The 13,931-nt window shown below is 33.3% G+C and carries 18 protein-coding genes; 4 read left to right on the top strand and 14 right to left on the bottom strand.

What is annotated here, in order from left to right; all coding sequences use genetic code 11:
* Positions 1 to 13: 13 nt before the first annotated feature.
* The 6 genes from RN605_RS02490 to RN605_RS02465 form a co-directional block, all read right to left on the bottom strand.
* A complete protein-coding gene (locus tag RN605_RS02490) occupies positions 14 to 793 on the bottom strand; it encodes a T9SS type A sorting domain-containing protein (RefSeq protein WP_313321902.1) in 780 nt (259 codons plus the stop codon).
* A 125-nt stretch (positions 794 to 918) separates the two neighbouring features.
* Positions 919 to 1,944, bottom strand: coding sequence for a cytochrome-c peroxidase (locus tag RN605_RS02485; protein WP_313321901.1), 1,026 nt, complete (start codon positions 1,942 to 1,944; stop codon positions 919 to 921).
* Complete coding sequence (locus RN605_RS02480) at positions 1,941 to 2,630, bottom strand: MbnP family protein (protein ID WP_313321899.1); 690 nt, start codon at positions 2,628 to 2,630, stop codon at positions 1,941 to 1,943. Before RN605_RS02480 ends, RN605_RS02485 begins: the two co-directional genes overlap by 4 nt.
* A complete protein-coding gene (locus RN605_RS02475; RefSeq protein ID WP_313321897.1) occupies positions 2,623 to 3,102 on the bottom strand; it encodes a hypothetical protein in 480 nt (159 codons plus the stop codon). The genes RN605_RS02480 and RN605_RS02475 overlap by 8 nt, the downstream gene beginning before the upstream one ends.
* 6 nt (positions 3,103 to 3,108) lie before the next feature.
* Positions 3,109 to 3,387 (bottom strand): hypothetical protein, encoded by a 279-nt coding sequence (locus tag RN605_RS02470; RefSeq protein ID WP_313321896.1) that lies wholly within the window; start codon positions 3,385 to 3,387, stop codon positions 3,109 to 3,111.
* A gap of 14 nt (positions 3,388 to 3,401) precedes the next feature.
* Positions 3,402 to 3,950 (bottom strand): RNA polymerase sigma factor, encoded by a 549-nt coding sequence (locus tag RN605_RS02465; protein ID WP_313321894.1) that lies wholly within the window; start codon positions 3,948 to 3,950, stop codon positions 3,402 to 3,404.
* A gap of 129 nt (positions 3,951 to 4,079) precedes the next feature.
* Here RN605_RS02465 and fabG point away from each other — a divergent pair, with 129 nt between their 5' ends.
* From fabG to RN605_RS02450, 3 genes are read left to right on the top strand one after another with little or no spacing between them, the layout of a single operon-like run.
* Complete coding sequence (fabG, locus tag RN605_RS02460; RefSeq protein WP_313321892.1) at positions 4,080 to 4,826, top strand: 3-oxoacyl-[acyl-carrier-protein] reductase; 747 nt, start codon at positions 4,080 to 4,082, stop codon at positions 4,824 to 4,826.
* Between the two features lie 54 nt (positions 4,827 to 4,880).
* Entirely contained in the window at positions 4,881 to 5,249 is a 369-nt protein-coding gene (locus RN605_RS02455) for a four helix bundle protein (protein ID WP_313321890.1), read from the top strand.
* 49 nt (positions 5,250 to 5,298) lie between these two features.
* Positions 5,299 to 7,326, top strand: a complete 2,028-nt coding sequence (locus tag RN605_RS02450; protein ID WP_313321888.1) for a hypothetical protein — start codon at positions 5,299 to 5,301, stop codon at positions 7,324 to 7,326.
* 21 nt (positions 7,327 to 7,347) lie between these two features.
* On the opposite strand, the gene eptA is transcribed toward RN605_RS02450, so the two are convergent.
* The 3 genes from eptA to RN605_RS02435 all read right to left on the bottom strand — a co-directional run bounded on the left by eptA (position 7,348) and on the right by RN605_RS02435 (position 10,122).
* Positions 7,348 to 8,874, bottom strand: coding sequence for a phosphoethanolamine--lipid A transferase EptA (eptA, locus tag RN605_RS02445; protein WP_313321886.1), 1,527 nt, complete (start codon positions 8,872 to 8,874; stop codon positions 7,348 to 7,350).
* Positions 8,855 to 9,718 (bottom strand): phosphatase PAP2 family protein, encoded by an 864-nt coding sequence (locus RN605_RS02440; protein ID WP_313321884.1) that lies wholly within the window; start codon positions 9,716 to 9,718, stop codon positions 8,855 to 8,857. Before RN605_RS02440 ends, eptA begins: the two co-directional genes overlap by 20 nt.
* Positions 9,719 to 9,819: 101 nt before the next feature.
* Positions 9,820 to 10,122 carry a hypothetical protein gene (locus tag RN605_RS02435; protein ID WP_313321882.1) on the bottom strand — a complete coding sequence of 101 codons (303 nt, stop codon included), beginning with the start codon at positions 10,120 to 10,122 and terminating at the stop codon, positions 9,820 to 9,822.
* A 114-nt stretch (positions 10,123 to 10,236) separates the two neighbouring features.
* Between RN605_RS02435 and RN605_RS02430 the strand changes: the two genes are divergently transcribed.
* Positions 10,237 to 11,001, top strand: coding sequence for an oxygenase MpaB family protein (locus RN605_RS02430; protein ID WP_313321881.1), 765 nt, complete (start codon positions 10,237 to 10,239; stop codon positions 10,999 to 11,001).
* Positions 11,002 to 11,098: 97 nt separating this feature from the next.
* Here the strand turns inward: RN605_RS02430 and RN605_RS02425 are convergent, their stop codons facing one another.
* Genes RN605_RS02425 through RN605_RS02405 form a run of 5 tightly spaced genes read right to left on the bottom strand, consistent with a single transcriptional unit; the run spans position 11,099 to position 13,621 of the window.
* Positions 11,099 to 11,968, bottom strand: coding sequence for an archaemetzincin (locus tag RN605_RS02425; protein WP_313321879.1), 870 nt, complete (start codon positions 11,966 to 11,968; stop codon positions 11,099 to 11,101).
* 54 nt (positions 11,969 to 12,022) lie between these two features.
* On the bottom strand, positions 12,023 to 12,550 hold the full coding sequence (locus tag RN605_RS02420; RefSeq protein ID WP_313321877.1) for a hypothetical protein: 528 nt from the start codon (positions 12,548 to 12,550) through the stop codon (positions 12,023 to 12,025).
* 2 nt (positions 12,551 to 12,552) lie between these two features.
* On the bottom strand, positions 12,553 to 13,050 hold the full coding sequence (locus RN605_RS02415) for a hypothetical protein (protein WP_313321876.1): 498 nt from the start codon (positions 13,048 to 13,050) through the stop codon (positions 12,553 to 12,555).
* A 24-nt stretch (positions 13,051 to 13,074) separates the two neighbouring features.
* On the bottom strand, positions 13,075 to 13,359 hold the full coding sequence (locus RN605_RS02410; protein WP_313356399.1) for a YcxB family protein: 285 nt from the start codon (positions 13,357 to 13,359) through the stop codon (positions 13,075 to 13,077).
* Positions 13,346 to 13,621, bottom strand: coding sequence for a hypothetical protein (locus RN605_RS02405; protein ID WP_313321873.1), 276 nt, complete (start codon positions 13,619 to 13,621; stop codon positions 13,346 to 13,348). Before RN605_RS02405 ends, RN605_RS02410 begins: the two co-directional genes overlap by 14 nt.
* Positions 13,622 to 13,931: the final 310 nt, after the last annotated feature.

The raw sequence follows: 13,931 nt of genomic DNA, 5'->3' as shown, positions 1-13,931 counted from the left end.
TTATCGGTTTATCCTATTCTTTAATAAACTTAATAGATTTATCATCATAGCGACAAATGTAAACGCCTGACTGTAATGAACTGACATCAATTTTGGCTTCTGAGTCTTCAATAATTATTTTAGTTTCTGCTACCTTTTTACCTGATATATCATAAATTTCAATTTTTTTATTAGCATCAGGAATAACATTAGTTAACGTTAGTAATTTTTTTGTTGGAATAGGGTAGCCAATAATTTTATTATCCAAAATACTGCTTTGCTGATCTATACTTAATGTTCCTGGTAAACCGTATACATCATATACATAATTATAACTGTAGGTGCATCCACCGCAACTTCCAATTGCATCAACTATTAATTTATATTCTCCAAGACTGTTTTTGACCACATGAGGGTATTTTCTATCAAAAAATGTATGAATAGTGCTTCCTTGATTGTCTAAAATAAAAATATCCCAAGTTGTATAAAGAGCATAAGGATTCTGCTCTGTTACATTTCTCGATTTGCGAACTACAATCTCTACATTGTCATCATTGTTAAATAATTTATCTGTTATAAACAATATTTCACACCCAGGAATAATAGGAATATCTTGTGTAAAATTGTGGTTTTCATCATATATGGAAATATTATTACTTTGTTTTGTATAATAAAATAATCCCGAAGAGGTATTAAATGAATAAAGATTTCCGCTGCTACCGCTAGTATTAGTGTAACTATGTTCAAAATTAATTTGTGCATTTGAAATTCCAATAAAAAAAACAATAAGGAATTGGGAGTAAAATATTTTCATGATTTCAAAAGTTTAAATTTTTAGCAAAAAGATATTAAATTCAAGGACTTAGCTAACAACTAGTCAAATATATCAAATTTAATAACACAGAACAAGAATTTTTCTCACAGCTAATGTTGCAACTATTATTCTTTTGGAAAGGAATATCGAGGATTGAAAAGAAATTCTTTGTCGCTCAAAGTTTTCAGGAAGGCAATCAAATCAACGCGTTCGTTATCGCTTAGATTCATTGCTCTGTTGTTTTTTTTGAATAAAAGTGCTTTGGCGTTAGGATTGGTGTTGTAAAACAAAACCACTTCATTTAAGGTTTTAAACCTACCATCGTGCATGTAGGGAAACGAAAATTGAATGTTGCGCAACGTGGGTACTTTAAACAGTAAACTGTCTTTGGGTAAGGTGGTGATTTTACTTCTTCCAGCATCTTTTAAATAATCATCAACAGGCAAACCGTTGGTTTCAAACTTTTCGGTGGTAAACAAAGGTTCTGTATGACAGGAAGTACAATTGTTTTTGAATAAAGTATAACCGTTTTGCTCTTGTGGAGTAAAGGTTTCCTCTTGGCGCATCACTTTGTCGTACTTGGAATTAGCCGAAACCAATTGCACCAAAAATTGAGATAGTGATTTGGTCAATCGTTCGGTATTTACTTTAGCATCGCCATAAGCTTTGATGAATAAAGCGTTGTATTTTGGGCTGTTTTGCAGTTTCTGAATCACGTTAGGCAAAATTTCATCCATTTCAAAAGCACTGGTAATCGGCGTAATGGGTTGCACATCCAAATGATTGATGCCACCATCCCACATGAAATCTTTACTCCAAGCCAGGTTTTGTAACGTCAATGAATTTCGTGTGCCAATTCTGCCATCAATGCCGTGACTCAAATCGTGGTCAATGTGCGTAAAGGCAGAAGCTTGCAAATGACAACTGGCGCAGGAAATAGTATTGTCTCGGGAAAGTATTGGGTCATAAAACAAGGTTCTACCCAATTGGAATTTCTCTTCCGTTAGTGGATTCTTGGAAAAATCATACACTGGTTTCGGAAAGTTTTTGGGTACTTCAAAATAAATAGGAGTGAAGTAGCTTTTGGAAAAAGAATAGATACCAAAAACAACCACCAAAAAACCTGTGTATTTAAGAATCTTTAGCTTCATTCCAATCGAAAGATGGTTTTCGTTAAATCGGCCAATTCCATGGCTTTTGCTCCCGGAATCATCAAGGTATTGTCTTTTGACAACTCAATATCCTTGAAGAACGTTGCTAAATCTATAGCAATAACAAGGTTGTCGTCTTTGCAATTCAATGCTACGGTTCGCATCGCATCATTGGGCGCACGATAGCCACCAATATGAAACTGGAATTTATGGTTTCGGGTATTACAACTCGAACTTTTACCTTCAATTTTAAAATTGATATAACCACTTTGCCAAGCCCAATACATACCGTTCATGGGGTCTAAAACGCCAGTTTGAATTCCGGAAGTATTGGTAGTACTGTCAATGCCAACGTTGAACGTGATTTTGGAGATTTTTTTATTCGTAGTCTTAGCAAGTTCAAATTTGAAAGAGTGAACACTATCTAAATCAAGCAAATGGTAACTGTTGCTTTCCTTGTACTGGGTTTTATCGGCAAACTCTAACTTCACATTTGAAATGTAGCATTTAAAAGTTTCTAAGGACAAGGTATCGCCTTTAGCACTGATGAAAGGTGTTCCTTTGGAAACATCGGTAGTATTGAATTTGAGTTTAAATTGAATTGGTAGCATGGCATTGCTTTGTTGTGCTGAACTTTTGGTCAAAAACAACATCACTAGTACTACTATTCCGCTACACTTAATCATTCCTTCCTCGTGGGGGTTTTGGTGGCGCAAACATTCGGGCTAATTCTTTTGATAGGTTATTGAAATCATCCAATTGTTCGGGTTTGCAGAGTTTTTTTATGTCTTCAAAGTGTTTAAAGTGAACGTTCTCAATTTCTTTTTGATGGGTATTTATCACAAGTATCAAACTGTCTTTGGCTTTTACATCAACCACTTGTTGCGAAAGTAACTCATAAAGCGCAATTTTTGACGCTTTTATTGTTTCGTCATTCTTTCTGATTTCCTTTTTGTGCCAATCGATTAGCTTTTGAAATTCTTTTTGTTGGTTATCATCAAAATGTAATTTTTCAATAATCATGTCCTTTGGTCGCATTCGGTCCATTGGCGGATGATTTCTTTCTTTCGGACCATTTAAAAACAAAAATCCAAGCGTGGCGATGTTTATCAATAACAAGCCGATAATGGCAATAGTTGATAGTTTTGATTTTTCCATAATTTATTATTGATAAATTTGATTGTTCTCCGAAACAACTACCGACATATAGGTTTGAGCCGTTTCTGGTTTACTCGTCATTTTAGATTTAATAGCGGTAACATTAAGCAGTACTAAAACCATGATGGAAGCCGCCACCAACCAAATAGTTTGCGGAGTAACTTTATTCTCTTTTATGTGGTTTTGAATTCTTAAAAACAAATCATCATTAGGAGCAACTTTAGTTATTCCTTCGGTGCTGTTTAAAATGTTTTCAATCCAGTTGTCTTTTGTTTCCATATTCATTTAGACGCGGTTTATTATTTATTCTTGTGGTATTCTGAAAATTTTGTGGCTAATTTTTCTTTTAAACTTCCTTTTGCTCTGAAAATTAACGACTCCACCGCCGAAATCGATAACTCCATAATTTCACCAATTTCAGGATTGGATAATCCATCAATCTTGGAAAGGATAAAAGCTGTTTTTTGATTGTCGGGTAAGGTGTTGATAGTGGTATATAATATCTTGGCAGCTTCTTTTTTTTCTAAATCAATTCCAGAATGTTCAAAGGTTGAAGCGTTTAGGTATTCGTTTTCATTATGGCTACGGTTTCCAAAAATGAAAAAGCGCTTTTGACTGTTTTTCTTTTTGATAAAGTCGAGCGATTGATTGATAGCAATGCGATAAATCCAGGTTTTATGAGATGATTTTTGATTAAAATCTTTTAGGGAATGATGTACTTTTACAAACACATCCTGCGTAATTTCTTCGGCATCTTCAACATTTTGAACATAATGCAACGCTACGTTATATACCAATACGTTATAGTTTTGATATAAAAAGTTTAAATCAAAGGAATTGTTTTGCATCAAAAAGAGATTCGCTACTTCATTAGACTATAAAAATAAACATTTCTTGTATGCTATGTTTAAAATCTATTTTTTTTAAACCTCAAAATAATAGTATATTTGACCTTTGTATTTACTAAAATCACATTTATGAAATTATTAGAAGGAAAAGTAGCCATCATTACTGGTGCTAGCCGCGGAATTGGAAGCGGAATTGCCAAAGTTTTTGCCGAAAACGGTGCTAACGTAGCATTTACTTATAGTTCATCTGTTGAATCGGCTATGGCTTTAGAAAATGAATTATCAAGTTTAGGTATCAAAGCCAAAGGTTATAAATCAAACGCTGCCGATTTTAACGAAGCACAACAATTAGTGGATGATGTAATTGCCGAATTTGGAACTATCGATGTGTTAATCAACAATGCCGGTATCACAAAAGACAACTTGTTGATGCGTATGAGCGAAGAAGATTTTGATAAAGTGATTGAAATCAACTTGAAATCGGTATTCAACATGACGAAAGCCGTTCAAAAAGTAATGCTTAAAAACCGTAAAGGTTCTATCGTAAATATGAGTTCTGTAGTTGGTGTAAAAGGCAACGCAGGACAAGCCAATTATGCGGCTTCAAAAGCGGGTATGATTGGATTCACAAAATCTATTGCGTTAGAATTAGGTTCAAGAAACATTCGTTGCAATGCTATTGCACCAGGATTTATAGAAACAGAAATGACAGCAAAATTAAACGAAGATGTAGTGCAAGGTTGGAGAGATTCTATTCCGTTGAAACGCGGTGGAACTCCAGAAGACGTAGCAAACGCATGTTTATATTTAGCTTCTGATTTAAGTGCCTACGTTACCGGACAAGTATTAAACGTTGATGGGGGAATGTTGACTTAGAAAAGGTTTAAAAGTTTAGGAGTTTAAAAGGTTAAAAGGCAAAACGATGAAACTATGAGAGTTTTTAGCTTTGAAAAGTTGATTGCTTGGCAAAAAGCTAGAGAATTAGCCTTACTGATTTTTAAAATTTCCAAAACATTCCCTAAAGATGAGTTATTCGGATTAACAAGTCAGATGAGACGTTGTTCCATTTCTATCTCTTCAAATTTAGCTGAAGGTTCTGGTAGAAATTCATTAAAAGATAAAGCTCGTTTTACTGAAATAGCCTATAGTTCTTCTTTGGAATTATTAAACCAAGTCATATTGTGTCATGATTTTGAGTATATTAATGAAAATGAATATATTTTAATTAGAGAAAAACTTAGTGAAGTTACAATGTTAATCGATGGTTTGTATAAATCTCAAAAAAAGAATACTAAATAATACAAAGCCCTTTTAAACATTTAAACTTTTAACCTTCTAAACATAAAGAATGACCACAAACACTATTTTATTGATATTACTTTCCATTGGAATAGCGTTTGCGTTATCATTTTACCAATATTTTTTTAAAGCTAAAAGCAAGTCGAATACAACTTTGCTTTTGGCTTTTTTACGTTTTCTATCCATTTTTGGGATATTGCTTTTGTTTATAAACCCAATCATTTCTAGGAAAACCATTGAAGTAGTCAAAACACCTTTACCCATTGTACTTGACAATTCTGCTTCGATAAAAGACTTAAAAGCCGACAAACAAGCCTTAGAAGTTTTTAATGCTATTTCGAAAAACAGTGCGCTTCAAGATAAGTTTGAGGTTCAAACCTATCAATTTGATACCGATGTATTGCCAGCGGATTCTATCACGTTTACAGGAAAACAATCCCGATTGGATTTGGTTGCTAAAAACCTGAAAAGTGTTTACAAGAACCAACAATACCCGTCAATTCTTATCACTGACGGTAATCAAACTAGTGGTGAAGATTATGTTTTTAGCTTTGATACTGAAAAGAAAGTATATCCAATTGCCGTTGGTGATACAACCACTTATTTGGATTTGAAAGTAACGCAGCTGAATGTAAACAAGTATGCGTTTCACAAGAACAAGTTTCCTGTGGAAGTATTTCTGAATTACAGCGGAACCAAAGGTATCAATGCCAACTTTAAAATTACCCAAGGAAATGCTGTTTTAAATGAGCAAACGGTTGCTTTTTCTCCTTCAAAAAAATCGGCTTCGTTTTCGGTTTTGTTACCCGCTGATAAAGTAGGTGTGCAGGTTTTTAAAGCTACCATTTCATCCAAAGAACAAGAAAAGAATACCTACAACAATACCAAGAACTTTGCGATAGAAGTAATAGATCAACGCACCGAAGTAGCTTTGATTAGTACTTTACCGCATCCTGATTTAGGTGCTATTAAAAGAAGTATTGAAACTAATTCGCAACGTAAGGTATCGATACTTAAGCCAAATGAAATCAAATCGTTAGTAGATTATAATGTTTTGGTGTTGTATCAACCTAACGCAGCGTTTAAATCTATTTTTGATCAAAACAAAAACGCACGAATCAACACTTGGGTTATTACCGGAAACAATACGGATTTCAATTTCTTAAATCAAAATCAGGACGATTATAATTTTAAAATGAGTGGTCAATCGGAGAATTATTTAGCTACCTTTAACACTCAATTTAATCTATTTGCCTTAGATGATTTCGGTTTTGAACAATTTCCTCCGTTAGAAAATCAATTTGGAACCATAACGCCAAAAAGCAATCAAAATGTATTGCTTTCTTCTAGAATAAGAAACATAGAAACCAACCAACCGTTGTTATCATTCTCAGACAATCAAGGAACACGTAGTGCTTATTTGTTTGGTGAAAACATCTGGAAATGGCGTGCTGATGTGTATGTTCAAAACAAATCGTTTGAGAAGTTTGACATCTTTGCTGATAAAATCATTCAGTTTTTAGCCTCTAATAATTCTAAGAAATCATTAGTTGTTACTCATGAGCGTTTCTACAATTCAGGTGATGCTATTGAAATTACAGCACAATATTTCAATAAAAACTACGAACTAGACGAAAAAGCACGTTTAACCATAACCGTTACCAATACTGAAACCAAACAACAAAAGAAATACGACTTGGTGCGTTTTTCAAACTCATTTAAAGTAAATCTTGATGGATTGGCAGCAGGAAAATATACATTCTCAGTAAAAGAATTGAATTCCAACTCAAGCTATAGCGGTAGTTTTGAAGTATTGGACTTTGATATCGAAAAGCAATTTGTAAATCCAGACTGGAATAAACTCAACCAATTGGCCGTTCAAACCAACGGGAAAGCCTATTTGGCTAGTCAAACAGAAACGTTAGTACAACAACTACTGGCAGACGAAAGTTATAAAGCAGTTCAAAAAAGCATCGTTAAGAAATCGCCATTAATCGACTGGATTTGGTTATTGGTGTTAGTAGCGATAACGCTTACCTCTGAATGGTTTATTAGAAAATACCACGGTTTGCTTTAAAAAAAAACCACAACAACTTTTCTACTTATAAATATTCATTTCTTCCTCGTAGATTGGACTTCCTATGTTTAAAAAGTTCAACACACTATGAAATACATGGTTTTGCGTTACTTCTGTTAATGGTTTTACTTGCTTTGAATTATCCGAAACCCAAACAATAAACGGAATTTCATATTGTTCTTTTGGCGCAATACTCATCGGCAAACCGTGCATGTAAAGATTCTTTTCGCCCAATGATTCTCCGTGGTCAGAAACAAAAAGCATGGTGCTTTTATAATCTGTCAATTGTTTTAAATCATTAATTACTTTTGATAAAAGATAATCGGTGTAAACAATAGTATTATCATAAGCATTCATCAATTCAGTTTGTGAACACTTAGCCAATTCCACACTTTTACAAACTGGTGAAAATTTCTCAAACTGTGGTGGATATTTAGTATTGTACGTTGGTCCGTGGCTGGTGCTGGTGTGTAATACAATCAGTATTTTGTTTTTGGTGCTTGCTAAAATCTCCTCTTTCAAACCATTCAACAGTAATTCATCGTAATCACAGATTTCGCCTTTGCAATTCTTTTGAAGGAATTGTTTGTTCTCAAAGTTTTTAATGTGCACTGGCGGTTCACCCCAATTGGAAGTTCTCCAGATTACTTCAACATCGTTTCGGTATAAATAATTTGGTAATATTTCATATAAATCGCCTGTGTCTTTATGTTCTAGGATGGCTTTTACACCAGCAGTAGTATAAGTTGCCGATGAATTGGCTTTAAAATGATACAGATTTGGTATTTTAGAAAGCAATGGGTTGGTATCTTTTGAATAACCATACAAAGAGAAGTTTTGGCTTCTGGCTGATTCTCCTATAACCAATACCACTACCGATTTTTGATTGTCTTTGATAGTAGCATTAGGCAATAATATTTCTTTTTCATTCTTCTTTGCCTCGTGAATGTAAAAAAGCGAAATGTTTACTGTGTATGACCAAGGCATGGCTAAACCTCCAAGAGTTTTAGAGTTTTTATCAATCCACAACCAATTGCTGGCATTGGCAAAAGCTAAAAGCAACACAAAGGCAAGCGTAAGCGAAATGGTTTTTAAAAACTTCTTTACCGGAACAGAGGTATACTTGGTTCTGATGATATAAATACTTGGAAGAATCCCAAGGAAAAGGAGGTAAGCGATAAGTTTTAAGGAAAAGAAACTACTGGCTTCTTCGTATTTGGTATTGAGCACATTGCCAATCATGCTTTCATCAAGCATTACGCTATAAGTATTGATAAAATAAACCGCTACCGAATTGACTAGAAAGAAAACCACCAATAAAAACTTTCCAACATAACGAGAAAGGTATAAGAACAGGTAGAACACAAAAGCATTCAATACAATCATTAAAATGATTAAACTTATGATTACAGTAATCCCGTTGAAACCTTTATAATCAACGTTTTCAAAAACAAATTTGAAAAATGGATAATGAAAGAACGCAAAGTTCAGCGCACTTAGGATTAAAGCAAAATGAATTAATTTCAGGTTATTTTTTAAAGTAAACATGGTACATTTTATATAATGAAAAAAATAAAACAACAAGCGTCAGATAATAAACAATAAGGTTTTCGGTATAGATTTTAAATAACATTACACCAGCGCTAACCACAAACAATACCATGAAAAAAGGATAATACTTTTGATTACCAACCCACGCCCAAATGTTGTATTTTCTGGTGATAAAGATTCCGATAAGTGCCGATAGATAACCGATAGCACTACCTGATATTACATCCAATGGATGATGGGCACCAACACCAACTCGGGTAAAAGCAATCATATAGCCTAACGCAAGGATACCGATACACCACAAAGCTTTAGACAAATACTTTTTGGGCATAAACGAAAAAAGTAACACAATTAAGATGGAAAAAGTAGTAATGGTATGTCCGGAAGGAAAACTGCTGAAACCAGGCATTCTTCTACCGATGATTACAAAACTATCAACGTCGTAAACTTGAAGAGGTCTTGGAATTGAAAAGAAACTCTTTAAACCTCTCGAAAAGATAGCGGCAACAATAGTAGCAGATATAAACGATTCCCAAATTTTTGGAGTATAGTACAAAGCTATCGAAAACAAGGATAAAAGCACTAAAGTATCACCAATTTGGGTAATGTTTAAAATTAGATTAGGATACTGCGATAAGGCAGCGTTTATGGATAAGAAGTAGTTCTTTTGAATCAGTGGATATTGTTCAACCGATAAGGCATTTTGACTGTAGAGAAATAAAACAAGAGCCGCTAAAAAAACAATGGGTATTATAAATGCTGAAGGCTTGAGTTTTGAATAGTTTTCAAGAATAGTAGCGTTAGAAAAATAAGCTCTAACCTGTTTTAGTTTAACAAACATAGAAGGATATTTTCAAGTTTCGGTTGGTTCTGATTGGGGTCAAAAATACTAAATATATTTATCGTTACCAGTGTTTTCAATTAAAGTTATCTTACAAGATATCAAACACCCGCAAACGGACTTCCAAAAATACCCACAGCAAGCTCCAGCCAAATAAGCAACAGTATGAGCAGTAGTATAGCAATAGCAATAATTCTGTGTTTGCGATTCTTGATGTGTCGCAACACGAGTTCACTCAAAAAACTTACCCCAAAAAGGAGCAATCCAGCAACAATGAAATCAAAAACCGTCCAGTTTACTTCATCAGTAAACAACATGGCTAGCAGCGGCAGCAGTAAAATAACGGTAGGTATAGCAATAATTAGCCACAATCTTCTGTTGTTTTTATTAGTATTAGCATTCATAACGACCATAATTTAAATAGTATATCTAAGATACTAAAAACCTAGCAATTCTTAACAATTCATTACAATATCCCGAACGATTAATTTGTAAATTGGTGCCATTAATAGCATGCTATGGAATACTTCGTCAAAAAAGACTCGATTGTTCGAAAAATATGGGGCAAAAGCGATACGGTGCTGTTCATCTTTGCGGGTGCTTCGGCAGAGTTTGCGCTTAACAAAGCCGTTGATTGGCTCTATTTTACAGGCAAGCTTCCGGCTGACCCAATTGGTCGGTTGTTTTCTACGGTTGCCTATGCCCGAAAGATTGTTTTCTCACCACTAGACGAAGCCAACAAAGCCGTTGACACCATGCGAAAAATCCATTCGGCGGTAGAGCAGAGCAGAGGCGATGTGATTCCCGATTGGGCATATCGTGATGTTTTGTTCATGCTCATTCATTATTCTATTGCTTCCTATGAACTTTTGGAAAACAAACTTACCGATGCCGAAAAAGAAGAAGTGTACAATGTGTTTTACCGCGTTGGAACCGGCATGGGATTGAAAGAACTGCCCGATAATTATATCGATTGGCTACCCGTTAGAAACCAACACCTTAAAAGCGACTTGAAAAAAAGTGATTATACTACCGATCTTTTTCTGCAATACAAAAAACACCTTGGCGCCGTTCGGTTTAAAGTGTTGCTGGAAGCTCAAAAACTAGTAGTTCCAGTAGCTGTAAAAACCATGCTCCAGTTTAGCGACTTCTCGTTGCTCACGCCAGCCGTTCCGTTTTATAAAATCAGTAAATTGATGAAAATGGATTGGCTGTTACGCAACATACTGCTACCATCTGAGTACAAACAACAAATTGATGCTTTGGATGTTTATAGAGGATGATTTTTGAGTTTTATAATAGCTTACTGCACTTTGGCTGCAAGTATACTGCAAGTAAACAGCAAGTAAGCGGCAAGTTAGAGGTTATTTAAAGAACAAATTATTGTAATATACTCAAATCTTTTTCTAATAATAGCAGTTCATCAGGAAGTTCATTTCTTTTGAAAAAATAAATTAATTCTTTTAATCTTTTTAGATTGTCATATTTCAGATTATAGTGTAACTTTTTTTGACATTTAGAGCAAAGTCTTGATGAATTTCTATCGGTTTCAGGCATGTTGTTAGAACCGTTCATCACACAATCTGCATCAATACAATGATTGAGTCCAAACATATGACCGATTTCATGTGAGCTAACTTTTAGAAGTCTTGTCAAACTCAGTTTAAAGTTACTTTCAGAAAGTGCTTCGTCTTGAAATCGATATATCGAACTAACGGCAACGTGTTTTTCATAAGAAGCCTGACCAAAAACATAATTCCAATCGGGACTTGGATAAAGGTCTTTTTCAGAAATTGCCATTAATGCTACTGCGTCAAAAGATTTTTTATCCATTAAAACCGTATCTAATATGTATCGTGTTAGTAATTGTTCCTGACCTTCTTGTCCAATTCTCTTAGCATGGTCAGGAATGCTGGTAGTTGCTATTGAACTATATGATTTTGTGTCTAATTGAAAAAAAATAGAAAGGTATTCTTTTAATAAATTAATTTGTTTTGTTTGAAGTTCATCAAACTCTCCAATCTGTGTTAAATATATTGTTTTTTTGAATGCATTTGGAGTCGCTTTTTTACATTTAAGATATGCTTCAAAAGTTTGTCCTTTTTCATTATGTTGCGAACGCCAATCGTTCCAGGAAGGAACACTTAATTTTTGATCGTTTTGTGAAACTTTTATAAAGTAATCGTTGTCCTCCTTTTGGCATGAAGAAAACAAGATAAGAATTAGCAAGACAACTGTGTTGCGTTTCATAATGAGTTATTTGATAACAAAATTTGTTAAATCCATTTTACTAAATGAAAATTACTATTTATCTACAGTTTCTCTTTTTTTCATTATAATTTGATATGCTACCCCAATAACTGCTCCAATTTCTCCTCCTGTGTAACCATAATTGTGAATAGAACCAACAGTCATAAAGCTCTTTCCATCTTTAATTTGGTAAGGAAAACAACAGTCTTTATATGCTTCTGCATCCATTATTTCCGCTACATACCCAAAAACACCAAACAACACTGTAACTCCTAAAGTTATAAAAATAGCATTCAAAACATACTTGAACATCAACTTGTAATTAGAGTGAAAGAGTCCTATCAAGCCTTGAAATATACCTATGTAGAATCCAACCCACCAAGTAGCTAAAACACCTATCAAAGCTGTTGTTAATCTTGGATTATTATTTCCCCAATCTGAAAAGCCAAATTGGTCAAATTTGTATATGGTAAAATATTCAGATGAAATAGAGTAGGTAACCTGATCATGAATTGCACCGTACAAAGCAGCGAGAACTGTTGAAAAAATAATAGTTAAAAGTAGAATTCCAAGTTTCTTCATGGTTAGGATTTCTTATGCAGTTTTATTCCTTTTTTTGGAGGATGCGGTGGTGGAACTATATCAGCTATATTCCAAAAGTTTTTTATTTCATTGGCACTAACCATTTTTGAGCTAGTTTGCAGGAAAAATAAATTTATCTTTTTGTAATTTTCTGATTCATTGATGTAATTATTCACATAAAAAAGAGGTTTCTTATTATTGATAATAAATAACTCTTGACCTGATGATAATGCGAACTTGGGAGAATCTTTCTCTAAAAGAATATTTTCTATAAGCTTTTTCAATTCTTCATTTTCTTCTTTTGTAAGTTTAATATAAGAATACTTTGTTGTGTCCGAATATTTATGTTCATAGAATAAAGTATCATTAAAATTACTCTTTGCAGAGACAAAGACTTCATTTTCTATTGAAAAAACAATAAACTGTTTTATTGTAGACTCTTCTTTTTTATGTGAACATCCTAATAAGAAAATAAAAAATAACGAAAGATATATTTTCATGTCTAACATTTTAAATAATAATTTTCATTTCCATTTCCACTCAAGTTCTTTAGTATAATTAATCTTCAATTTTTCAGCTAGTGAAGCTAAATTTATTTGAACTTCAGTGACATTTTCAATTTTTGACTTTGGAAGTATAAAATAGCCTCCTGTTTTAATTTTAAGATAAATATAATCTTTGATTTCTATAATTTCTTCAATGATTGACAAATTGATTTTACTTTCTCCGATAATATCTGTACAAACAATACTATTTTCATTAAAAACAGAATGGCATGAAACATTAAACTTGCTTTTATAAGTTTCGATTATATACTTTTGATAATGTTTGTAATAGAGCTTTTTTTTGGTAATAAGGATAAAATATAAACGTTAGAATACTAAAACCCGCAAAATAATACATTAAGAAATTATCCTCTTTAGCATAAAACAAATAGCTTAAACTTATAAAGATTAATGCAACTAATAATCTACTTTTAAATCTTTGTTTTTTTACTCTATCTGATTTTGAAGCCGAGTATAATTGTTGTGTTAAATAATCTTCTTCATTTAAACTATATTCTAATTCCATTTATTTTATATTAAAATTGTTTGTTTAAGCTGTTCTCAAAACTACAGACTTTGATTCAATATTTTACCAAAAATATACAACCAATATCATATATAAAAGGGGGATTTCCCCCTAATTTCACCAAAATACTAAAAAAACTTTCAAAGTGTTTTACGGTTTTCCTCATTTGAAGCAAAAAAAGAATGTATTCATGGCAAAATCTTTGACGTAATTTGCTAAAGATTGCTTGTCATTTGTGAATACTTTGATGTCATTTGCGAATACTTGCCTGTCATTTGTGAATACTTTGATGTCATTTGCAAATACTTGC

The sequence above is a fragment of the Flavobacterium sp. PMTSA4 genome, from assembly GCF_032098525.1.
GTDB lineage: Bacteria > Bacteroidota > Bacteroidia > Flavobacteriales > Flavobacteriaceae > Flavobacterium > Flavobacterium capsici.
Note: the sequence above shows the minus strand (reverse complement) of the source record. Positions and strands in the feature narration are given on the sequence as shown.